This window comes from Jiangella alkaliphila, from assembly GCF_900105925.1.
GTDB lineage: Bacteria > Actinomycetota > Actinomycetes > Jiangellales > Jiangellaceae > Jiangella > Jiangella alkaliphila.
Genome location: NZ_LT629791.1, coordinates 7,380,591 through 7,402,587 on the forward strand (window position 1 = coordinate 7,380,591; position 21,997 = coordinate 7,402,587).

Consider the following 21,997-nt stretch of genomic DNA (forward strand, 5'->3'; position numbering starts at 1 on the left):
GACGCCCCTGAGCGTCTACCTGGTAGTGCGCCAATGCAGTGGCGCATGAGCACGGAGAGAACCGAACCTCCAGCGCGGGCAACATACCACGAGAACTGCTCTATAGAGACCATCAGGGGGCCAGTGATGAACGAGCTCGGTGAGCTCGGCATCGCCGTCATCATTCCGTGCCACAACGAGGCCGCGGCCATTGCCAGAGTCGTCTCGGATATCCGCGCGGCGCTGCCGTCCGCGGACATTTATGTGTACGACAACAATTCCACCGACACGACCGTTCACGAGGCGCTCGCGGCTGGGGCGATCGTGCGCACCGAGACCCGGCAGGGCAAGGGCAACGTGGTGCGGCGCGCGTTCGCGGACATCGACGCGGACGTCTACGTGCTCGTCGACGGTGACGACACCTACGACGCCGCGCAGGCGCCCGCGCTGGTCGACGTACTGCTGGACGGCCCGCACGATCACGTCGTCGGGGTCCGCACCCACGTGGACGAGGCGGCGTACCGACCGGGCCACGTGCTCGGCAATCGGTTGCTCACCGGGGTGGTCGGCGCGCTCTTCGGCCGCCAGATCACCGACATGCTCAGTGGCTACCGGGCGTTCTCGCGACGCTATGTGAAGTCGTTTCCGGCACTGTCGCGAGAATTCGAGATCGAGACCGAGCTGACCATCCATTCATTGCATCTTCGGGTGCCGGTGGCCGAACTCCCGGTCGGGTACAAAGAGCGCCCCGACGGCGGCGAGAGCAAACTGCGCACGTACCGCGACGGCTGGCGGATCCTGCGCTGGATCATCGAGATCACGCGGCACGAACGGCCCGCCTTGTTCCACGGAGTCCTTGCCGGCGCCTTCGCGCTGATCGCGTTGATCCTCGGCCTGCCGGTGATCATGGACTATCTCGAGACCGGGCTGGTCCCGCGTTTCCCGACAGCCATCCTCGCCTCCGCCATCGCGATCATCGCCTTCGCGACGCTCGGGCTCGGCTATCTGCTGGACGCGATCCGCCGCGGCCGGGAGGAGGCCGCTCGGCTGTCGTACCTGCGCCTGCCCGCCCTGCGACCCATCCCCGTCGCCGAGCCTGTCATCGCCGACCCGCCGACGCTGGGTGTCCCCGGCTGACGTCAGCCGGCCGGGCGCCACCAACTGCTGCGCAGCCCGAGCGCGATCCGGAACGCCTCCCCGCTGAGCTCCACCGAGCCGGAGCCGCCCTCGACGACGACCGATGTGATCCGGCCGCCCCAGGCGCCGAGGCCGTCACGGGCGGTCACCCGCAGCGCAGCGACCCGGCCGACCGCGGGATAGGCGGCCGCGACGTCGGCGGCGGACAGTGACGAGCGCCAGGTGTGCGGCGATCCGGACACGACACCGTCGTACGGGTCCTCGAAGGCCCGCAGGTACGACCGGCTCCCTCGCACCGTCCAGCCGCCGTTCGACGACCCGAACTGGGTAAACGCGGGTACGCCGTCATGGATCAGCAGCCGCCCGGCGGTGGCGGCCACCGCCGCGTCGCTCGCGGGGTGCTCATAGCGGCGTTTCAGCTCGCCGGCCGCCGTGTAGTCCGCGACGCCGTTGAAGACCTGGCAGCGGGTGCTGTCGCAGGTGTCGTACCAGCTACCTGGCTCTTCCGTCCGCTGCCACCGCGCGTAGCTGCGGGCCGCCACGGCCTGCGCCTGGACGGCAGCCGCCGGCCAGCTCGCGGGCATTTCGGCCGGCACGACGCTGCGTAGATATGACTCCAGCGACGCGACCACGCGGGTGCCGGCCCCGGATCCGGCGGCGACGGCCTCAACGGCGCCGCGGTAGTCGCGGTAGGTGGCGCCCAGGATGAGCCGGACCGTCCCCGCCGGCGATGTGAAGCGCACCGGGGCGGCATGCACGACCAGGCCGCCGACCGCGACGTCGCGCCAGGTGCCGGCGCGCCCCTGCAGCGCCAGTCCGCCGCCGTTCCGGACCACCCGCCACGCGGTCACCCGCTCGCCTCGGATCGACGACGGCAGGTTCAGTGTCGCGCCGCTCGCCGCCGCCGTGAGCCCGGACGCCGGGGCCACGACGGTCTGGTCGTCGCCGGCGGCGGTGATGCGGACCTTCAGCTGGATGTCGTCGCGCTCGACCAGCGACGTTCCGCGGTAGTAGTGCGCGAGGATCCGGTCATAGCTCAGCCCGCTGACGGCGGCACCGTAGGCGCCCCATTGCGACATGCCCCGGCCGTGCCCGAATCCACGGCCCTCGATGACCACGTCCCCCGACGGCGGCAGTGGCACGACCTCCGTGGCGACGCCCACTGGCGATGCCGGAGCGGCAGCGAAGGGCACCAGAGCGCCCACCAGGACGGCAATCAGCTGCGCAAGTCGTAGGCGTTCCATCCGGTCCCGATCTCACGGACGGTCCGGAAGCCACCGGTGCCGATGCCCGGGTAGAGCAACATGACGCCGTTGGGCCGCCAGGCGAGGAGGTCCAGGACACGGTCGCCGTCGATGTCGCCGGACCCGACGATTCCGGCCACGCTGTTCCAACCGGTCCCGATCCGACGCGCTTTACCGAACCCGTCGCGGCCATTGCCGGGGTAGAGCCACAGCTCACCGTTGGACCGCCGGGCAACGAGGTCGACGATACCGTCACTGTTCCAGTCACCCGGGCCGACGATTGCGGTCATGCCAGCCCACCCGCTGCCGATCGGTCGCGGCGTTCCGAACCTGCCGCTTCCATTGCCCGGGTAGAGCCACAGCTCACCGTTCGTCCGCCGGGCGATCAAATCTGCGGCACCGTCGCGATCCCAGTCACCCGGAGCGACGATCGCGCTCACCGAACGCCAGCCGCGGCCGATGACCAGCGGAGGCCCGAGGTTTCCGCCACGGGCTCCGGGATAGAGCCACAGGCTGGCGTCCGCGCGCCGCCGGGCGATCACGTCGTCGCGGCCGTCGCCGTCCCAGTCGCCAGGCAGGACAAGCGCGTTGAAGGCGCTCCAGCCAGTCCCCAGCCGGTCCCGCCGGTCGAACGTGGCCGAACCCAGCCCGCCCCAGAACCAGAGCGACGCGTCCGAACGCTGCCGGGCGACGAGGTCGGCACGACCGTTGCCGTCGAAGTCGCGTCCATGGGTCGCGTCGCCGCCGATGTTCATCTCGCGCAGCACGCCAGACCGAATCGTGGCGAGCCGTGCGTAGAGCCGCGCGCCCGGGCAGGCCGTGGAGGCGGCGTCGCGGTGACCGGCGACGGCGGGCCAGGACTCGCCGTCGTAGTTCACCCGGGCGAGCGGGTTGACCCCGTGGACGCTGAACTTCCACGCGAACAACCGTGCGTAGGCCGACAGCATGGCGTTGGTGGGCGTCGCGTCCTCGTAGTTCCCCAGGGCCGACGCCGCGAACGCGTCGTCGTTGTAACCGAGGGTGTGCGCGCCGATCACGGCGCGGTCCATCCCGCCGTAGCGGCCCTCCCAGATCCGGCCGAAGCGATCGATGATGAAGTTGTACCCGATGTCGCTCCAGCCCCGGGATTGCACGTGGTACAGGTAGATCGACCGGATGAGCGCCGGGACCTCGGCCTCGGAGTAGTCGTTGGCGTTGACGGTGTGGTGGACGAACGCCCCGTTCACCTGGCCGTACTGCGGCGGCGTGCCGCGCAGCGACTCGTCCGCGCCCCACTGCGCCCGGGTCACGATGCTCGGCCGGGCGGCCGCGACCGAGGCGCTCGGCTCGGTCTGGATCTCGGCATCCGGCGGCGACGCGGCGGACGACAGTCCGGGATCGATCAGATCCAGGCGTAGGTCGGTCGCGGCGCGGCCGCGCGGCGCGTCGACCCGCACCTGCACCGCGTCCGACGACGGGACCAGCAACGGGTCGGTTCCGTTGCGCACGTCCGCGCCCTCGGCGCTGTCCGGATCTGGCGCGTGGTCGTCGCCGTGCGGCAGCTCGTACCACTGCGACCACTCACCGTCCTGACGGGTTCGGACCCACGCGGTGACATCTCCCTCACCGACCCAGGTGACGGCGGCCAGCCGGAACGGGTCGACCTCGAGTTCCTCGCTGTACACCACGGGGACCAGCCCGGCGTGCGCGTCCTCGGTGTCCCAGGGCGCCGCGGGCATGGCCGGCAGCGAGCCGAAGGACCGGGTGCTGCCGCGGAGCGGGACGGTCTGCAACGCGCCGCTGCTGGGGTCGAGCACTGGCGCGGCAGACGACGGCGTATGGGTGTCCGGCGGCGTCGGCGCAGCGACGGCTGTCACCGGGAGCGCGGTGGCAACCAGCGTCCCGACGGCCATGAAGAGGGCGGCGTGCCGCCACGGTCGCAGAGTCACGACTTCCCCCGATCGGCGTTACTGGTGTGACTCAAGCGACCAGATTAGCTCAGTGTGACGCAACTGTCAGGAGAAGCGACGATCCAGCTCAGGTCGTCCGCGCTGGTCAGAAGACCCGGCGAACCACTGGGACGAGGCGCGCGAGCAGCACGATGGCGTACGTCGCCACCAGCACGACCGCGATGCGCAGCAACAGCTCGGCCGCTGACCCGGCGGCGACGTCGTTGCCGATCCACCGCTCGTCGACCACGACGCCGAGCACCGCCAGGTGCAGCGCGAACACACCCAACGTGGCGTCGCCCAGCAGCCGGCCCAGCCCGGCCATCCGCGGGCGGGCCAGCCCGCCGAGCAGGGCACCCGGACGGATCAGCGCCTGCGCGAGCAGGAAGACAGCGATCGAGTACAAGTGCACGCCGAGCCCGTAGTAGGTGACCGGCGAGATCGTCTGCAGCCAGTCCGGCGCTGCCGGGTTGTTCCATTGCCAGATCGTCATCGCGCCGAGGCCGGCCGCCGCAACGGCGACACCGGCCAGTGCGAATCCGCGCAGCACGACCCCGCGCAGCGCCCAGCCGAGCAGATAGAAGCCGAGGTACGGCGTCCACCAGGTCCACGGCGTGACGATCCAGGTCACCGTCGTGCCGCGCAGCTCCAGCGTGGCCATGGTGAGGATCGGCATCGCCGCCGCTCCGGCGCCGGCGACCAGCACCGCCCGCCGGCTCGCCGTCGCGATCCACGGCACCAGCATCGGCGTGATGAGGGCGAGGCCGAGCACGATCCAGAAGAAGTACAGCGCCGTGTAGGTGCGGCCGTTGAGGAACTCGTTGACCACCTGGTCCCAGGTGAGCGTCTCCTCCTTGTACCAATAGCGGAAACCCAGGTAGAAGACGTGCCAGAAGAGGATCGCCGGCACCAGCCGCCAGGCCCGCCTGCGCAGGAAGTCGCCGGCGCCGCGGAAGCGCCGGGGATCGAGCAGCAGTGCGCCACTGACCATCACGAAGACCGGCACGGTGAACACCGCACCGATGTCGAGAATGATCGCGACGAGGCCGCGCCGCTGGTCACGTGCTCCTTCGATCACCGCCGTCGCCGCGGCGGTGTGGATGGTGACGACACCGGCGATGGCAAGAACCCTCAGCCACGAGATCCAGGCCAGCTCTTCGCCTGCGCCGGTGTGCTCTCGCGTGGTGGTCCTCTCCTCGACGGCCGTCACGGTCGCTCCTCGCGGCCGAGGAACCCGGCCAGTGCCCGGGCGGCCATGCGGCCGTCGTGGTACATGCGGGCGAACTCGACGCCGGCGTGAGCGGTCTTGATCGCCTCGTCGCGCTGACGGACGATCTCGGCGATGACATCGCGGACGGTGGGCGGCGTGATCTCGACGATCGGCAGCTCCACCGGCACCCGCGCCCGCACATGCGGCGCGACGTGCGCCAGCGTGACCCGGCCGGCGGCCATGGACTCCGCGGCGAACACGCCGTAGAGGCCGAGCACGGCCTGGTCGACGACGATGTCACAGTCCTTCACCAGCTCGACCAGCTCGGCGTGCGGTAGCCCGGAGGCTCGCCGGTACTCGATCAGGCCGTCGTCATGCAGGGACTGCAGCGCCGGATCGATGAACGACGTGCCCTTGAGCGCGGAGTTCGACGGCGCGTGCAGGACGACCGGTTTCGGCCGTTCCAGCACCGGGTTGTCGGTGGCGAACTCGTCGACGCCGACGACGACCGGCATCCAGATGGCGTCCGGCACGAAGTCGAGCAGGTCGGGGGTGGAGACGAACCGCGGCCCGTCGAACCGGGCGATGCGCTCCTGGACGTCGTCGACGACCACCTGAAGCCGCTCGGTGAGATCCTCGCGTGGATCGTCGAACGCGGTGACCGGGTACAGCTCACGGTGCTTGCTGGGGTCGCGGACCTCGGAGCCGTGGAACACCGCGCCGAGATGCAGTCCGGCGGCACGAAGCTCGTCGACGTCGTTGCTCATGGAGCCGGCGTGGAAGTCGCGCAGGATCGGCCGGCCGGCCTCGAAGAGGACGTGGGTGACCTCGCGGACGACACGGTCACGGTGCCAGGTGAGGTCGCCACGCTGCTGCGGCCCCGACAGCACGGTGTCGGTGCGGAACTGGAACCCCGGCCGGCTCCGCGCAGCGGTCAGCGACTCGGCTGACACGCCGTCGAGGAAGTGCTCGGCGGCGCGGGCCCACTGCCAACCTTGGCCGGCCATGTTGGCCGGCCCGATGAGCAACCGCACCGGCCGGGTGATGTCGAGCGTGTGCCCGGTGGCGACGGCGGTTTCGATGAACGCCGGCTTCGCCGCGCCGCCCGCGGGTGCCGTCGCACCACCACCACGCACGCGCCGCTTCAGCACCCCGGCCCGGCGACGGAGTCCGCGGCGGATGCGCCGCCAGGTCCACGCCGCCATCAGGACGCGGTGGACCGGCCGACAACGATGCGGGTGACGCCCGCCCAGCGCGACTCGTCGGTGACGTTGCGGCCGTCGACCAGCACCTTGACACCAGGGAGATCAGCGGCGCCGAGCTCGCGGTACTCCGGGTGGTCGGCCTGCACGACGGCGGCGTCGGCCGGCTCGCCTACGTGGTAGGCCTCGAAGCCGTACTTCGCCAGCTCTTCGTCGGTGTACATGGGGTCGTGCACCAGGACGGCGGCGCCGCGCTCGCGCAGCGCCGCGACTGCCGGGAAGACACCGGAGAACGCGGTCTCCTTGACCTTGCCGCGGTAGGAGGCGCCGAGCACGACCACCCGCGCGCCGGCCAGCGAGCCGCCGTAGGCGGCCTCGACCAGCCCGACCGTGTACGACGGCATGCCCGCGTTGGCCTCTCGGGCGGCCCGGACGATGGTGGCTTCGGGATCGGTCCACAGGTACAGCCGCGGGTACACAGGGATGCAGTGGCCGCCCACGGCGATGCCGGGCCGATGGATGTGGCTGTAGGGCTGCGAGTTCGACGCCGCGATGACCTCGTAGACGTCGATGCCGTGCTGCGCGGCGAACCGCCCGAACTGGTTGGCCAGGCCGATGTTGACGTCGCGATACGTCGTTTCGGCGAGCTTGGCCATCTCTGCCGCCTCGGCGCTGCCGAGGTCCCACACGCCGTTCGCACGGTCGAGGTCGGGCCGGTCGTCGAAGTCGAGGACGGCCTCGTAGAACTCGGTGGCGCGCTTGGCACCCTCGGCAGTCAGTCCGCCGACGAGCTTCGGGTACTTGCGCAGGTCGGCGAAGACCCGACCGGTCAGCACCCGCTCCGGCGAGAACACCAGGTGGAAGTCGGTACCCTCGGTGAGGCCGGAGACCTCCTCGATGAGCGGCGTCCAGCGGGTGCGGGTGGTGCCCACCGGCAGCGTCGTCTCGTAGGACACGAGCGTGCCGGGAGTGAGGTGCTCGGCGAGCGAACGGGTGGCGGCGTCCATCCAGCCGAAGTCAGGCTCCCAGGTGTCGTCGTTCACGAACAGCGGGACGACCACCACGACAGCGTCACTGCCGGGGACCGCGTCGGCGTAGTCTGTGGTGGCGCGAAGCCGGCCCGCTGGGACCAGTTCGGCCAGCTTCTCGGCCAGCTGCGCCTCACCGGGGAACGGTTCCTGGCCGCGGTTGACGAGGTCGACGACGGCGGCGTTGATGTCCACCCCGACGACCTCGTGGCCCTTGCTGGCGAACTGGACGGCGAGCGGAAGCCCGATCTTCCCCAGGGCGACGACGGTGATTTTCACGGAGTGACCTTCGGTGACGTTGCGTGGACTTGGCGGACCGCCGTATAGGGTAACGCGGGTCGGCCCATGCTTCGCACGTTCCATCTGATGTACCCAGCCGGAGGTCGGTCACACCGATGAGAGTGCTCAGCATCGTCGGAGCGCGCCCGCAGTTCGTGAAGCTCGCGCCGGTCGCCGAGGCCTTCGCCGCCACCGTGCACGACCACGTCATCGTGCACACCGGGCAGCACTACGACACTCGCATGTCCGATGTCTTCTTCGCCGACCTCCGCATCCCGGACCCGGACGTCCACCTGGGCGTCGGCTCCGGCAGCCACGGCGTGCAGACCGGCTCCATGCTGTCCGCTCTGGACGCCGTGCTCGACGAGCACCGGCCCGACTGGGTGCTGGTCTACGGCGACACCAACTCGACGCTGGCCGGCGCGCTGGCGGCGGTGAAGCTGCACCTTCCCGTCGCCCACCTCGAGGCCGGCCTGCGCTCGTTCAACCGGCGGATGCCCGAGGAGCACAACCGCGTCCTCACCGACCACGCCGCCGACCTACTGCTGGCGCCCACCGAGGTCGCCATGGGGCAACTGGCCGCCGAGGGCCTGCGGGAACGGTCCGTGCTGGTCGGCGACGTCATGACCGACGTCTGCTTCCGCGTGCGCGATGCCGTTCTGGCCGGGGCGCCGCAGGTCCCGCTCGGGCTGACCGCCGGTGAGTACGTGGTCTCGACCATCCACCGTGCCGAGAACACCGACGACCCCGACCGGCTGACGGCCATCGTCGATGCTCTCGACGGCCTCTCCGCCGACGTGCTGCTGCTGGCGCACCCGCGTCTGGTGGCGCGCTGCCACGAGTTCGGCATCAAGCTGGAGCGCAATGGCGGGTCGCTGCGGGTCGCCGAGCCGCTCGCATACCCGCAGATGGTGGCCGCAGTGCTCGGCTCGGCCGGCGTGGTCACCGACTCCGGCGGCCTGCAGAAGGAGGCGTATCTCCTCGGCCGCACCTGCACGACGCTTCGCACCGAGACCGAGTGGGTCGAGACGCTCGAGGACGGCTGGAACGTCCTGGCCGCGGACCTGAACGACCTCGACCAAGTGGTGCGCCGACCGGTGCCCGTCGCCGAGCAGGGCACGCCCTACGGCGACGGGCACGCAGCTGCGCGCGTGATCGCCGCCCTCGCCGGCCACGGTTGAGTCAACGCCCAGCGCCCACCAGTCGAGCCATCGCCTGCTTGCCTGCGGCCAGCCGTCGTGCGAGCCGGTAGGAGGAACTGCCCTCGATTCGGGACATGCGGGCCTGGACGGCATCGCGCTCCGCGTGCGCCTGGGCCAGGCTCGCCGTGGCGTCGGACAACCGCTTCAGAGCAGTGGCGTTGTCCGCGATCAGCCGTTCGTTCTCCGCGGTCAGGCGCTCGTTCTCGGCAGTCGCCTCGGCGCCGGCCTTCTCCGCCTCGGCTCGCCGGCTCTCGAGGTCGCGAGCTCGCTCGTCGAGTTCGCGGACACGCTGGTCGAGCACCCGCCAGACGAAGCCCTCGACGTGATGCTCGTTGACCAGCCGCAGCACGGCCGGAGGATCGACGGGCGCCGCGTCGCCGTCCCATCGCAGATACGGATGCAACATCGGCCCGCCCGCATCGACCCGGCCCGCGATCAAGGCCGTCGGCGTGTCCGCCTCATCGAGGGGCAGCATGCCGGTGACCTGGTAGCCGGACGCGCCGACGCCCTGCACGAGTTCACCGGTAGGCAGCGAGCCGCCGTCCCAAGGCAGCAGAAGGACCACAGTCGCGACCCCGGCCTCTGACAGCCGGCGGCCGAGGCCGGCGGCGGGGTCATCGGCGGCGACGAGGTCGACCGCGGCGGCCGGAGCCGCGGGGCCGTCGGACAGCTCGGTGACCATACTGATGTCAGCCGGGAACGAGAGCGCGCCACCGGTACGGTCCAGCACCGGACCGTACCGCGCCACCAAGGTTCGGAGGATGTCGTTGCGTCGCATCAGCTCACCCTGTCGAAGACGATGAATCCGACCGGCGTGTTGCGGAAGCCGTAGGAGCGGAACTGGTCGGAACCGTAGCCCAACGGCTGCACCAGCGCACGGTACCGGGACAGCCCCCGGGTCCGCTGGTAGGTGGACCAGGTGTGGTCGGCCTCGGCCCCGTGGTCGGACAGGATGAGCCTGCCCCTAGGCGAACCAGCGACGCGAGGTTGCGCACCGAGTCGGCCCAGGCATCGTCGTCCATGACGTGGAACAAGACGTCGACGCTGTATACGACGTCGTACATGTACGGCGGGTGCCAGTCCGCGAGGGCGCTGACCGCGTACTCGTCCTGGTCCGCGGCCTGTGCCCGGCACTCCTCGATGGCGGCCTGGCTGATGTCGATGCCGTCGACGCGATGGCCGAACCGCGCCATGGCACGGGCGAACCAGCCCTTCCCGCACCCGGCGTCGAGGACACGCAGTGGCGCCCTGCTCTCGGACACATCGCCGACCAGGTCGAGCAGCCTGCCCAGCCGCATGGCGTAGAAGATCTCGTTGGCGCCGGCGTCGATGCCGACCACGCCTCCCGAGCTCAGCGGCGAGAACCGGCGGTGTCGCTGGTCCCAGTACGCCGTGGTCTCGTCGGAGTTCATGGCTCTCATCGCCGGATTATCGCCCGTTCGGCCCAAGGATAACCGTCTCGCCACGCTGCGCCGCGGTCTGGACGACCTCGGCTGGTTGGGCGGCACTGTGCCTGCAGGTGTTACCGCTGCCCGACTCGCTCATAGTCGCGGCCGTCTGCACTTCGCGGGCGTGGTGACCAACTCAGGCCCCCTACAGAAGTGGGCCTACCTGCTCGGCCAGCCGTGCGGCACGCTGCGCACCGAGACGGAGTGGCCGGAGACCCTGCACGACGGCTGGAACGTGCTGGTCCCTGAGCCGGCCGACCTCGCCGCCGCCGTCACCCGGCCGACGCCGGCCGCGCCCCAGGGCACACCGTACGGTGACGGGCACGCGGCTGGGCAGGTGGTCGAGGCACTGCTGCGCGGCGGAGCGGCATGAGCACACCGACGCTCAGGTTCGCCCAGACCTCGTGCCATCCCGGACGGTGGGGATGGCACGAGGTCCCGGCGGCCACGCATGAACAACAAGATGCACATAAGGCCGCGACGCTATTGACCAAATATGCAGGATCAAGCAAGTCACCAGCGCGGCGGCAGCGCAACTTTCACTTGAAGCCGATCAGGGTACGACCGCGATCGAGGCGCTCAGCGCACTGGAAATGGCAGTCACGTTCACATAGTAGCAGTTGGAATTTAACTGAGGCTCCCTCCATGCCTGGCCATGCGCCATCACTGCACCATCTGAATAGGTGGTCAGGAACGGCGCACCCCAGTCATTGTCGCAGTTAATGCCATTTACGAGCACTAGCCCATTTGGCCATCCGGTCGCACTTACCGGTCCAGTGATATACCCGGAATCCAGCCCTGCCCTGGCACCACTAATGGCAATGGGAGCATTTCGTACGACCGAGCCGGCCGCAGATCGTACCGGTCGCACGTCGGTCGTATTAGGATTCGTGGACGTTCCACCGACCCAGACGTCTGCATTGAATGATGTGCCCGCCGCCGGCCCCATGAGCCCAGCGGCGACACTGGTTTCCACGTTCCCAACCGTGCCTACGGTTCGACCATCATTTTCCCAGGTGCTCCACCTATTGCTGCAGTCTTCCGAAATTCCACCATACAGGCGGTTGTTACTCCAGAGCCTCCAAGTGAAGCCCTGACTGCAGACATGGCTTCCCGTGTAGTATGATTTCAGCGTATTCCCGGCGGTCCATCCGCCCCTGTCGATCATCCTGCTGCCCGACAGCACGCCAAATTCAGCGTCCGTCGCCTCGCCACTCAGCTCATCACTCGCCGCAGCTTCGACGATGGGCTCGATACGAACGGGCACACTAGTACGAAGATGCTGCAACGAACCTTCAACCTGCCCTGCGGCGGCATTGTCGACCAGGACTGTAACTGCCGACGCACGCACATCGTAGTAGGCACCCTTAATCGCATGCGACTGCGCACCTGCCCATGCCGTAGACAGCCCAAGATCCTCCGCCATTGCTTGACCGTCGACGACGGAGGCGGATTCAACAGCGAAGGTCACTTCAGCAGACTCTTTCAGACCGGCCAAGACGTCCTTGACGTCGCTTTCCAACTGCGCTGACTGGCTAGGATCAGCACCTGGTCGGAGCTGAATTCGCAGCGACTCGGTCTCGGTGTGCCAATAGGAGCCGCCATAGACGTCAGGGGCTGCCTCGAGCGTGCCTTGAAGTGCCTCGTACGTCTCATTGACGTACTGGGCAGCGACGGGCGTAATAGGCTCACCGAACGTCTCCGCCGGCTCGGGAACCTGATCTGGTTCGAATTCGGCCGCTTGGGCGCCTCCACTCGCCGCCGCTAGAACCAAGGCCACAGAAGCCAGGACGGGAAGACTTCGCCGCATTTCGATCTCCAATCCGGGAAATTACAAGGAGCGAGAAGGACAAGAACCAACAATTATCCAAATAGCGGCACTGTGTGTCGAACAGGGACATCCGCTCACACTCGCCACCACCAGCTCGCAGCCTGCGGCCTGCCCCAGAGGAGAGCCACACTCACTCGGACGGGCATTGAGGCGACCGGAGACTCCGGCACGACCGGAAGGCGCGGACCCGGCCGACGCATGCGCGAAATCAAGAGGGTTACGCATTTGATCGACCACGTGCTCGAAATCCGCTCAACTATTGACCAGGATCGTAAGCTGACCACGATACAAAGGTAAGGTATCCGATGCGCGCCTTTCGCTTGAAGGAATCAATCAGGGCACGACCGCGATCGACGCGTTCAAGGCGCTGGAAATAGCGGTCACATTGACGTAATAGCAGTCGGGATCATCATCAGACTCTTGCCATGCTTGACCGTGCGCCATCACCGCGCCGTCCGAATAGGTTGTCAGGTACGGCGCGCCAAAGTCAGACTCACAGTCGATACCAGTCACTCGCACCAATCCGTTTGGCCAACCAGGCCCGTATACCGGCCCTGTGATGAGCCCCTCGTCCAGCCCCGCATAGGCACCGCTAATGGCGATATGAGTACCTACCACGACCGATCCGGCAGCGGATCGAACCGGCCGCACGTCGGCCGTGTTCGTCGCACCGACCCAGACGTCCGCATTGTAGGACGTCCCCGAGGCGGCGCCCATTAGCCCAGCGTCCACAGTGGGTTCTACTACCCCTACCGCACCGACACTGCGGCCAGCGTGAAGCCAAGAATTGTCCCGATCGCTACAGTACTCTGCGATCCCGCCATACAGGCGATTGTTACTCCAAAGCCTCCAGGTGAAACCTTGGGTGCAATAAAAATTAGTAAGTGATCCCCTGATCAGGTTCCCGCCGGTCCAACCGCCCCTGTCATTAAACCTGCTGCCCGCCAGCAGGGCTGCCGCAGAGCCCACTGTGTCACTTGCAGCATCGCCTGACCCAGGTTCGGTGACGGGCTCGATGCGAACCGGCACAGCGGTGCGGAGACCTCGCAGCGCCCCTTCAAGCCGAGACTCCGCCGAAGCGTCCACCAATACCTTGACGGTGGCGGCGCTCATGTCATAGTAAGCGCCCTTGACTGCCTGCGACTCCGCGCCGGCCCACGCCGTATCCAGGCCGAGGTCCTCCGCCATTGCTTGACCGTCGACGACGGACTCGGATTCGACAGCAAAGGTCACCTTGGAAGATTCCGCCAACGCCGCCAGGACATCATCCACTTCGCGCTCCAGTTGAGCCACCTGGACAGAATCGGCACCTGGCCGAATCTGTATACGTAGCGACTCCGTCCGGGGATGCCAATATGACCCGCCATAGACGTCAGGAGCTGCCTCAAGCGTTGCCTGAAGTGCCTCGAAGGTCGCATTGACGTACTGGGCGGCGACCGGCGTAATCGGTTCGCCGAAGGTCTCTGCTGGCTCGGGAACCTGATCTGGTTCGAATTCAGCCGCTTGGGCGCCTGCACCAGCCGCCGCCAGAACTAAGGCAACCGAGGCCAGAACAGGAAGACTTCGCCGCATTTCGATCTCCGATCCGGGGAATTACGAGGAGCGAAAGGGACAAGAACCAACAATTATTCACATAGCGACACTGTGTGTCAACCACGGGCATCGCGCGCTGCGAGTTGAGGTGATCCGCTGCACGAATCACTAGTTCCGATGAGCGATACCCTGATTGATTGCCGTGCGTCTCAACGGGCCGATCGGCTGCCGACCCACGAGGCTGTTCGCTCGCCGCAGCTGAGCCAAGCGACTGGGCATCCTGACCACGAACGCCGTGCCAGCTCGACCATCTGACGACAACCATGAATCGGCTAGCGCCCTCGAACCGCGGGAGTGGACTGCACGGACGGACGACCATAGGCGGAAGGTCCACGCGAGCGCTCAGAGCTAGAGCCGGCGACGCCGTCCGGTGACGCGATCAGGGGCGTGCTCAGGCACGGTGACGGCACTGCCCAACATCGCCGACGTCGGCTAGCCTCGCGTCATCGACCTGATCTGCTCGGACGCCACGAAAGGCGACAAAGAAGATGACGGCACGGCAAGCGCTCACCTCCACCACAACCCGTCGACGCTTCCTCACCGCTGCTGGGCTGGCCACTGCGACCGTGACCTTTGCCGGGACGCAAGAGGCGATGGCGGACGACTACGGGTCCGGCCAACTCGGGCCGTGGCAAGACCTGTCTCGCGCAATTTCGACCGAGAAGCAGATCAACCCGGTGCTGGCCAACGATGGGTTCTTCATGTTCGGCGACAGCATTGCCGTACAAGATGGTTACGCGCTGGCGCTTCGGCTCCAAGATCGGACAGGCGATCTCATCGCTGTCCACAACTGGTCCGGCCGGCCGACGGCGCCGGCCGTTGACGCCCTTCAGCAATGGGCGAGTACTTACGGTCTCCCTCGTCGGATCATTATGGCAACGGGTAGCAACGACATCTTCAATCCGCCAGCGTTCGGCCCTCAGATCGCTCGCACGATGTCGATCGTCGGACCGAACAGGACTGTTTTCTGGGTCAACACCCAGGCCGCGCGGACGCGCGTGTCCGAGAGCATGCGGTTGGCAGATCAACGAAACAGCGCATGGGTCAATCTTCAATTGGCGGACGCCCAGCGGACGTATCCACAACTCAGGATCGTTAGATGGGCAGAGTTTCTTGCAGCCAAGCTCAGTCGCCTTACTGCGTACCTCAGCGACGGCGTCCACACGACTGTGCCGCTCGGCCAAGACGCTCGCAACGAATTGATCGTCCAAGCAGTCGAAGGAACGTGACCGTGACGGAGCTGTTGCCGGCAGCTCGAGTACCCCGGTCGCTTGTTCTACTACCGGCCAGCAGACCAGATGTCAGACGTTGCCTCTTCACCAGCGTGGTCATTCGGATGACGTCGCCAGGCGCCGTGCCGCATGGTCGGAACGGCCGATGTCAGTGCGACACAGGTACCAAGAGCGGACACTGATCCCAGTCCCGTCCCGCCACGTGTATCCACCTACCCTCGGCATCGGCTTGACGCAGTCGCTCATGCGCGCTGAGCGGCTGAACGAGCCGTTAGAGGCGACAACACAGACCCGACTTGGCTCACGGTTGGCTGATTTCGGGGCTCGCAATGCTGTGACCTGCGGTGTTGGTGTCGTCGGCACGCACTAAACGGGCGGGTCCTGTCCTGTCGGCCGTGGGTCGGGGGCGCGGGCGCTGCAGATCTTGCACTCCCAGCACTGCGGATCGCGAGACTCGAGCACGTCGCCGGAACGTGCGTCCGACCGGTGGTCAAGAGCGTAAATCGTGCGTTGGAGACCAAGGCCGCGCGCTGGCCGGGATCAAGGGCTACGTCACCAACCTGCCAAACCCGGACTCCGAGCAGGTCATCGCCGCCTACAGCCGCCTGCTGCAGGTCGAGAATCCTTCCGCATGTCCAAGTCCGACCTCGCCGACCGCCCGATCTACCACCACAACCGCGACTCGATCGAAGCGCTTGACGGAACCCGCACGGGCCGAGAAACGTCGAAGTGGTTCAAGCAATGGTCCAGATGCCGGCGGGAGGACCAATGTTTCCAGACATGGAGCGATTGCACAGCGGACGCGATCTCAACCGCTATCGCCGCTCCGACTACCTACCGCCGGGACGGCCACGCCAACGTCGGCAAGTCATCCACGTCCTCATCGGCGTCCTAGCAGCGTCGACAATCTTGGCAACCACGTACAGCTCCTACGAAGACCCACTTGAGAACCGTGAACCTCTACCCACATCCGCATGGACCCAAGGCGAATTCGGCCTCGATGCCCAACTGGGCGGCATCCTCCGCGCCACGCCCGACGGCTGCGTCTACGCGGTGTCCGACCGAGATGAGAATGGCAGCTATTCCATCACCGGTTTGGCATGGCCTCGAGGCTGGTCCACGCAACAGATAAACGGCAGGACCTACGTCTTGGACGAGGATGGAGAACCCGCCCTCGGCGAAGGCGACACATTCACCGTCCGCGGCGGCCTCTCGCCCACGCCCGAAATGGTGTGCGGCGTTCGAAACACTCCCACGTTCGTGATGATGGACAGACCAACTCCAGGCCCCGACGCACGAAACGGGTGACGTTTCCGTAAGCGGCCGTGGCGCACACCGGTCGGATCGGCCTTCCGACTACCCCTGGTGCGGCGACATATACGCGGTTTCCACCTTGCTGCCCTGGTCGAAGGCCCGGCGGGCCGCGATCAGTGCACCCGGCCGGCAACGTAGCCGAGCCGGCCAGTGTCCGGCCACCAGGTCGTTTGACCGTCCAATCGCCCGGCGCCCACAGCAGATTGGGCACCTACGTCACCCAGGTGCACCCAAGATCCTCCCATCACAGACACCCGTGACAATCTGGACATACCAGGTTACGATCTCCCTTGCCTTTGGCCAACACATGGGGAGCAGCCATGAGCAGAGCCCGCCGGCGTCAGGTTCTCGCCGCAGCGACCATCGCTATGGTGACGGCCCTAGTTAGCATGCCCGCCGTCAGCAATTCCTCCGAGCCAGATTCTCCGCGCGCCGTCGCGGATGACATCGGACCCGGCGGCCCAAGACCGGCACCAGCCGAGCTCTCGCCCGGCGATCAGAAGTATCTCGCGTTCCGCGATGCCGCGCAGGATTTCCAACTGCCTACGGGCGTCGATTTTCAACATGTTTCACGAGACGCTGAGACGGATAAGTCGCTTGATATTGTTGTGACGGGCAGCTCGCAGGCCTCGGCCACTGACCTCGAAACGCAATTCGAGCGGCTCGCCGAATCTCTCGGGTACGAAGCCGACATAGAGATTGTTCAGGCGGAGTTCTCCGACGACCAACTCACAGCGGCGGCCAACGAAGTGGCAGCAACGCTCGACGACTGGGCGGGCGACCTCGCTTCAATAGTCGTGCGCATCGGGCCCGACTACGATGCTCAGAGCATTCTTGTCGAGTCCACTGAGCACTCCCCCGAGCTTCAGCAGCGAGCAACGTCCACGTTCTCAGAAGACTTCATATTCGAGACGCTCGGCGCCGAGTACGAGAACGAGGCTAATCGGTATGATGACACGTCGCCCTGGACGGCCGGCAATGCGTTAACACACGCCCCAAACTCGATTGAGATCTATTGCACACAGGGCTTTAACTGGCGCCGCTGGTCTGACAACGCAAGGTTCATGGGGACTGCAGGCCACTGTTTCAGTAGGAACACGAGCGTCTACAACGGCAACAACGCGACCCAGAGAATAGGCGTCACTGTAGCCCGATGGTATACCGACAACGGGCCTATGGACTTCGAGTTGATCCAGCCTCGAGTTGGTTCCGTCGACAACTCGATGTGGAACGTCATCGACTACCAGGACGTTCTGCGACGTGTGGTTAGTGCCGACAATGCCAACGATCAGAGCATCATCGGAACTCGCGTTTGCATCAGTGGGGCGCGAACAGTAAGTGAGTTCCCGATGTCTTGTGGAGAGATCAGCGCCGTAAATCAGACTATCAGATTCAGCAACGGGGAAGGTGGATTCTATACGATCCGCAACCTGACCTGCGTTGCCTCTGTCTACGACCTGGGCCGAGGTGGCGACTCAGGCGCTCCCGTCTTCAGCACCTACACCAACGGGAACATCTACGCCTTCGGCCAACACATCGGATCGCCGTCGGAAGGCGGCGGTGACTGCGCAGGAATCTTTGTCCCAGTCGTCGTGATTTCCGCAACGGCACAGGTTTCTTTGATCGTCAGTTAGTCCGAAGCCTATCCACCACGATCATTCCCGCTGGTGCTGAGGCTTGGCCTTCAGCACCGGCGGGAGTCAAGGAACTGCGGCCGCGCTACCCGGCGTCTCGGTCTATCCGATACTTGCTCTACTCTTCCACCTGTCGCTGACGTTCCAGGCGCACTGTGGTGCCGTCTCTGGCGGAGTCGAGGACGGCCTCGGCAACCTCGACGGTCGCCAGGCCCTGCAGCATGGTGACGATGTCGGTCTCCTCTTTGCCCAGAATGGCGTCGCGGAACGCCTCGTGCTCGGTGCGCAGCGGCTCAGGCTTGGCGATGGCGTACCGCACGACGTCGCCCTCGGACACGCCGCGAAACTGGGCGAGGTCGTCCCAGGCCGTCGGGATGGACCCGTTGGCGTGGAACGTGAGGTCGGCGTGCAGGGTGTCGGCGATGTAGGCGCCGCGGTCACCGGTGACGATGGTGACCCGCTCCTTCATCGGCGACAGCCAGTTGACGAGGTGGCTGGTGACGGTGCCGTCGGCGAGCTGGCCGGTGACGGCGACGAGGTCCTCGTGGTCGCGGCCGCTCTTGTGCACCGTCCGGGCCGCCACGGACACGAACGGCGAGCCCACCACCCAGGCGGTGAGGTCGATGTCGTGGGTGGCGAGGTCCTTGACGACGCCGACGTCGGCGATGCGGGCCGGGAACGGGCCCTGCCGGCGGGTGATGATCTGGTAGATGTCGCCGAGCTCGCCGTCGAGCAGCCGCGAGCGCAGGCTCTGCAGCGCCGGGTTATACCGCTCGATGTGGCCGACGGCGCCGACCAGGCCGGCCGCCTGGAACGCCGCGGCCAGCTTGGCCGAGCCCTCGCTGTCCTTGGACAGCGGCTTCTCGATCAGCGCGTGCACGCCGGCCGACGCCAGCGCCAGGCCGATCTCCTCGTGGTACGCGGTCGGCGTGGCGACGACGCAGTAGTCGAGGCCGGTCTCGATGAGCGCCTCGATGTCGGGCTGCACGGTCAGCCCGCCGGCCACCTTGTGCGGGTCGCCGGCCGGGTCGGCCACGCCCACGAGGTCGACGCCGTCGAGGGAGCGCAGGACCCGCGCGTGGTGCCGGCCCATCATGCCCAGGCCGATCAGCCCGGCTCGCAGGTTGGTCATCAGGCTCCCGCCTTCGCCAGGGTGTTGACGGCCGTCACGATGCGGTCGAGATCGTCCGCGCTCAGCGACGGATGGACCGGCAGCGAGATGACCTCGGCCGCGGCCCGCTCGGTCTCGGGGAGGTCGAGGTCGCGGGCGAACGACGGCAGCCGGTGGTTGGGGATCGGGTAGTAGACGCCGCAGCCGACGCCGTACTCCTCGCGCAGCGCCGCCGCGAAGCGGTCGCGGTCGCCGGCCACCCGGATCGTGTACTGGTGGTAGACGTGCGTCGCGTGCTCGGAGACCGGCGGCACCACGACGCCCTCGAGGTTGGCGTCGAGGAACGCGGCGTTCTCCTGCCGCTGCTTCGTCCAGCCGGCCAGCTTGGTCAGCTGCACCCGGCCGATGGCGGCGTGGATGTCGGTCATGCGGTTGTTGACGCCGACCAGCTCGTTCTCGTACTGGCGCAGCATGCCCTGGTTGCGCAGCAGCCGCAGCCGGCGCTCGAGGTCGAGGTCGGCGGTGCTGACCATGCCGCCCTCGCCCGACGTCATGTTCTTGGTCGGGTACAGGCTGAACATGGCGAACGTGCCGAACGAGCCGACCGGCGCGCCATTCCAGGTGGCGGCGTGCGCCTGCGCGGCGTCCTCGAACACCTGCAGGCCGCGCCGCTCGGCGACCTCGCCGAGCCCCGTCAGGTCGGCCGGGTGGCCGTACAGGTGCACCGGCATGACGCCGACGGTCCGCTCGGTGACGGCGGCCTCGACGGCGGCCGGGTCGAGGCCGAAGTAGCGCGGCTCGATGTCGGCGAACACCGGGGTGGCGCCGGTGAGTGCGACGGAGTTGGCCGTGGCGGCGAACGTGAACGACGGGACGATGACCTCGTCGCCGGGCCCGACGCCGGCGGCCAGCAGGCCCAGGTGCAGGCCGGAGGTGCCGGAGTTGACGGCGACGCAGGCGCGCCCGGCGACCAGCTCGGCCGCGAACTCCTGCTCGAACGCCGCGACCTCGGGTCCCTGCGCCATCATGCCGCTGCGCAGCACGCGGTCGACCGCCTCCCGCTCCTCGTCGCCGATGATCGGCTTCGCGGCGGGGATCGGGCTGGTGCTCATGCTTCCTCCGTTGCCGGGTCGGCCTCTCGCAGCCGCCCGTCGTGCTCCACGTAGACATCTTTGGTCTGAGGGCACCGCCAGCGACCGCCGCCGGCATCCTCGAGAGGCACGCCCGCCCGGCCCACCCAGCCGACCCGCCGCGCCGGCACACCGACCACCAGCGCGAAATCTGGCACGTCGCGCGTGACGACCGCCCCCGCGGCCACGGTAGCCCACCGGCCCACCGTGACCGGCGCCACGCACACCGCCCGGGCGCCGACGGAGCAGCCCTCGCGCAACGTGACACCCACCGCCTCCCAGTCGGCTCCGCTCTTCAGCGAGCCGTCGGGATTGACCGCACGCGGGAAGGTGTCGTTGGTCAGGACCACCGCGGGCCCGATGAACACGCCGTCCTCGGCCACCGCGGGCTCGTAGACCAGCGCGTAGTTCTGCACCTTGCAATTGTCGCCGAGCCGGACTGCAGGGCCCACGTAGGCGCCGCGGCCGATGACGCAGTTGCGGCCCAGCACGGCGCCCTCGCGCACCTGGGCCAGGTGCCACACCGAGGAGCCGTCGCCGACCTGGGCCTCGGAGTCGACGTCGGCGCTCTCGACGATCCGGACGCTCACGCTGTCACAGCCTCCACTGAATCGATCTGGTCATGTGCTGGAAACGGAGGCCAGCCTACCCGGCGCGCGGCCGCATCCCGGCGCTCGGCCGAGGATCCGGCCATTCACCCGAACCGGTCACGCGCGGGAGGGTACCGAGACGCTTCGTGGCGCACGTCCTGCTCGCCCCGAACCGGCTCCTCGCGACCGTTCCCGCACTCGTGGCACGCCTCGGGCGATGCCCGGGCCGGCCGACCAAATCGCGCCGAAAGCGGCCGGGCTGGCGGGGGTGGCGGCGCGCTCGCTGCCCAACTGCCACCCGGGCTGCGGACGTCGGGCATCCGCGTCCGGCCCGCCCCAGACGGCCCGTACTGCGGGGACGGCATACTCCGCCTGGACGACCCAGAGCACCCTGTCGGGACCGACGGCGTTGCGGTCTACGAGCGCGACGGACGCGCCTACGACCACCCGGTCGTGCTGGCCTGCTACGGCATCAACGCGCTGGCCGGCTGGACCCCGACCGGCGATGACGAGTACATGCGGCGGGCCGTCGCCGATGCCGACGCCGCTCAGCTGCTCGCGACCGGGACGGAGTCGGCCGGTGCGCTCTGGTTCGCCCATCCCTTCGACTACCCGCTCGGCCACGGCGGCGAGGTGATCCCGGCGCCGTGGTGGTCCCGGATGGCCCAGGGACAGGCGCCGTCGCTGTTCACCCGGCAATACCAGGCCACCGGCGACGGCATCCGGAGCTCCTCCGTGCAGCGCACCGGCGACGCTCCTTGGCGGCTGTACGTTGACAACGGCTTCGCGTGGTTCGAGGAGTACGCCGGGCGGACCGAGCCGCTGCGCGTCCTGAACGGCCACGTCTTCGCCCTCTTCGGGTTGTATGACTACGCCGTCTTGACCGGCAGCGCCTGCAGGCGCTC

The 21,997-nt window shown here is 67.7% G+C and carries 18 protein-coding genes and 2 pseudogenes; 8 read left to right on the plus strand and 12 right to left on the minus strand.

Going from position 1 to position 21,997, the window contains the following annotated elements:
• The first annotated feature begins 126 nt into the window (after positions 1 to 126).
• Complete coding sequence (locus BLV05_RS33855) at positions 127 to 1,116, plus strand: glycosyltransferase (RefSeq protein ID WP_046772062.1); 990 nt, start codon at positions 127 to 129, stop codon at positions 1,114 to 1,116.
• A 2-nt stretch (positions 1,117 to 1,118) separates the two neighbouring features.
• On the opposite strand, the gene BLV05_RS33860 is transcribed toward BLV05_RS33855, so the two are convergent.
• The 5 genes from BLV05_RS33860 to BLV05_RS33880 all read right to left on the minus strand — a co-directional run bounded on the left by BLV05_RS33860 (position 1,119) and on the right by BLV05_RS33880 (position 8,007).
• Entirely contained in the window at positions 1,119 to 2,258 is a 1,140-nt protein-coding gene (locus tag BLV05_RS33860) for a SpoIID/LytB domain-containing protein (RefSeq protein WP_152691046.1), read from the minus strand.
• Between the two features lie 74 nt (positions 2,259 to 2,332).
• A complete protein-coding gene (locus tag BLV05_RS33865) occupies positions 2,333 to 4,288 on the minus strand; it encodes an FG-GAP-like repeat-containing protein (protein WP_152691047.1) in 1,956 nt (651 codons plus the stop codon).
• 106 nt (positions 4,289 to 4,394) lie between these two features.
• A complete protein-coding gene (locus tag BLV05_RS33870; protein ID WP_052763050.1) occupies positions 4,395 to 5,498 on the minus strand; it encodes an acyltransferase in 1,104 nt (367 codons plus the stop codon).
• Entirely contained in the window at positions 5,495 to 6,703 is a 1,209-nt protein-coding gene (locus tag BLV05_RS33875; RefSeq protein ID WP_052763051.1) for a hypothetical protein, read from the minus strand. Before BLV05_RS33875 ends, BLV05_RS33870 begins: the two co-directional genes overlap by 4 nt.
• Positions 6,703 to 8,007 (minus strand): nucleotide sugar dehydrogenase, encoded by a 1,305-nt coding sequence (locus BLV05_RS33880; RefSeq protein ID WP_046772064.1) that lies wholly within the window; start codon positions 8,005 to 8,007, stop codon positions 6,703 to 6,705. The genes BLV05_RS33875 and BLV05_RS33880 overlap by 1 nt, the downstream gene beginning before the upstream one ends.
• 116 nt (positions 8,008 to 8,123) lie before the next feature.
• On the opposite strand from BLV05_RS33880, the gene wecB reads away from it, so the two are divergent.
• Complete coding sequence (gene wecB, locus BLV05_RS33885; RefSeq protein ID WP_046772065.1) at positions 8,124 to 9,188, plus strand: non-hydrolyzing UDP-N-acetylglucosamine 2-epimerase; 1,065 nt, start codon at positions 8,124 to 8,126, stop codon at positions 9,186 to 9,188.
• Between the two features lies 1 nt (position 9,189).
• On the opposite strand, the gene BLV05_RS33890 is transcribed toward wecB, so the two are convergent.
• Together BLV05_RS33890 and BLV05_RS33895 are read right to left on the minus strand one after the other, a co-directional pair.
• Positions 9,190 to 9,891: a hypothetical protein gene (locus tag BLV05_RS33890; protein ID WP_152691048.1), complete on the minus strand. Its 702-nt coding sequence runs from the start codon at positions 9,889 to 9,891 to the stop codon at positions 9,190 to 9,192.
• Positions 9,892 to 9,991: 100 nt separating this feature from the next.
• Positions 9,992 to 10,549, minus strand: coding sequence for a class I SAM-dependent methyltransferase (locus BLV05_RS33895; RefSeq protein WP_172860754.1), 558 nt, complete (start codon positions 10,547 to 10,549; stop codon positions 9,992 to 9,994).
• A gap of 232 nt (positions 10,550 to 10,781) precedes the next feature.
• Between BLV05_RS33895 and BLV05_RS37390 the strand changes: the two genes are divergently transcribed.
• Entirely contained in the window at positions 10,782 to 11,030 is a 249-nt protein-coding gene (locus BLV05_RS37390) for a UDP-N-acetylglucosamine 2-epimerase (RefSeq protein ID WP_046772067.1), read from the plus strand.
• Positions 11,031 to 11,210: 180 nt separating this feature from the next.
• Here BLV05_RS37390 and BLV05_RS36340 read toward each other — a convergent pair whose 3' ends face one another.
• Together BLV05_RS36340 and BLV05_RS36345 are read right to left on the minus strand one after the other, a co-directional pair.
• Positions 11,211 to 12,479, minus strand: a complete 1,269-nt coding sequence (locus tag BLV05_RS36340; protein ID WP_152691049.1) for a hypothetical protein — start codon at positions 12,477 to 12,479, stop codon at positions 11,211 to 11,213.
• A 342-nt stretch (positions 12,480 to 12,821) separates the two neighbouring features.
• Positions 12,822 to 14,060 carry a hypothetical protein gene (locus BLV05_RS36345; protein WP_152691050.1) on the minus strand — a complete coding sequence of 413 codons (1,239 nt, stop codon included), beginning with the start codon at positions 14,058 to 14,060 and terminating at the stop codon, positions 12,822 to 12,824.
• A gap of 509 nt (positions 14,061 to 14,569) precedes the next feature.
• On the opposite strand from BLV05_RS36345, the gene BLV05_RS33905 reads away from it, so the two are divergent.
• From BLV05_RS33905 to BLV05_RS33915, 4 genes and pseudogenes are all read left to right on the plus strand, one after another.
• Entirely contained in the window at positions 14,570 to 15,310 is a 741-nt protein-coding gene (locus tag BLV05_RS33905; RefSeq protein ID WP_152691051.1) for a twin-arginine translocation signal domain-containing protein, read from the plus strand.
• Positions 15,311 to 15,805: 495 nt separating this feature from the next.
• Positions 15,806 to 16,007, plus strand: a pseudogene (locus BLV05_RS38975) (IS1634 family transposase); the annotation flags it as partial.
• 215 nt (positions 16,008 to 16,222) lie between these two features.
• Positions 16,223 to 16,621 carry a hypothetical protein gene (locus BLV05_RS36350; RefSeq protein ID WP_152691052.1) on the plus strand — a complete coding sequence of 133 codons (399 nt, stop codon included), beginning with the start codon at positions 16,223 to 16,225 and terminating at the stop codon, positions 16,619 to 16,621.
• 326 nt (positions 16,622 to 16,947) lie between these two features.
• Entirely contained in the window at positions 16,948 to 18,261 is a 1,314-nt protein-coding gene (locus BLV05_RS33915) for a S1 family peptidase (protein WP_152691053.1), read from the plus strand.
• Between the two features lie 118 nt (positions 18,262 to 18,379).
• Here BLV05_RS33915 and BLV05_RS33920 read toward each other — a convergent pair whose 3' ends face one another.
• From BLV05_RS33920 to BLV05_RS33930, 3 genes are read right to left on the minus strand one after another with little or no spacing between them, the layout of a single operon-like run.
• Positions 18,380 to 19,393, minus strand: a complete 1,014-nt coding sequence (locus BLV05_RS33920) for a Gfo/Idh/MocA family protein (RefSeq protein ID WP_046772069.1) — start codon at positions 19,391 to 19,393, stop codon at positions 18,380 to 18,382.
• Positions 19,393 to 20,484, minus strand: coding sequence for a DegT/DnrJ/EryC1/StrS family aminotransferase (locus BLV05_RS33925; RefSeq protein WP_046772070.1), 1,092 nt, complete (start codon positions 20,482 to 20,484; stop codon positions 19,393 to 19,395). Before BLV05_RS33925 ends, BLV05_RS33920 begins: the two co-directional genes overlap by 1 nt.
• Positions 20,481 to 21,092, minus strand: coding sequence for an acyltransferase (locus tag BLV05_RS33930; RefSeq protein ID WP_046772071.1), 612 nt, complete (start codon positions 21,090 to 21,092; stop codon positions 20,481 to 20,483). Before BLV05_RS33930 ends, BLV05_RS33925 begins: the two co-directional genes overlap by 4 nt.
• 516 nt (positions 21,093 to 21,608) lie before the next feature.
• On the opposite strand from BLV05_RS33930, the pseudogene BLV05_RS38945 reads away from it, so the two are divergent.
• Positions 21,609 to 21,965: pseudogene (locus BLV05_RS38945) on the plus strand (D-glucuronyl C5-epimerase family protein); the annotation flags it as partial.
• Between the last annotated feature and the right edge of the window lie 32 nt (positions 21,966 to 21,997).

Bases quoted from the DNA above. Each gene is read 5' to 3' on its own strand.
- BLV05_RS33855 (WP_046772062.1), top strand. From the start codon at position 127: ATGAACGAGCTCGGTGAGCTCGGCATCGCCGTCATCATTCCGTGCCAC.
- BLV05_RS33875 (WP_052763051.1), bottom strand. From the start codon at position 6,703: ATGGCGGCGTGGACCTGGCGGCGCATCCGCCGCGGACTCCGTCGCCGG.
- wecB (WP_046772065.1), top strand. From the start codon at position 8,124: ATGAGAGTGCTCAGCATCGTCGGAGCGCGCCCGCAGTTCGTGAAGCTC.
- BLV05_RS33890 (WP_152691048.1), bottom strand. From the start codon at position 9,891: ATGGTCACCGAGCTGTCCGACGGCCCCGCGGCTCCGGCCGCCGCGGTC.
- BLV05_RS36345 (WP_152691050.1), bottom strand. From the start codon at position 14,060: ATGCGGCGAAGTCTTCCTGTTCTGGCCTCGGTTGCCTTAGTTCTGGCG.
- BLV05_RS33905 (WP_152691051.1), top strand. From the start codon at position 14,570: ATGACGGCACGGCAAGCGCTCACCTCCACCACAACCCGTCGACGCTTC.
- BLV05_RS33915 (WP_152691053.1), top strand. From the start codon at position 16,948: ATGAGCAGAGCCCGCCGGCGTCAGGTTCTCGCCGCAGCGACCATCGCT.
- BLV05_RS33920 (WP_046772069.1), bottom strand. From the start codon at position 19,393: ATGACCAACCTGCGAGCCGGGCTGATCGGCCTGGGCATGATGGGCCGG.
- BLV05_RS33925 (WP_046772070.1), bottom strand. From the start codon at position 20,484: ATGAGCACCAGCCCGATCCCCGCCGCGAAGCCGATCATCGGCGACGAG.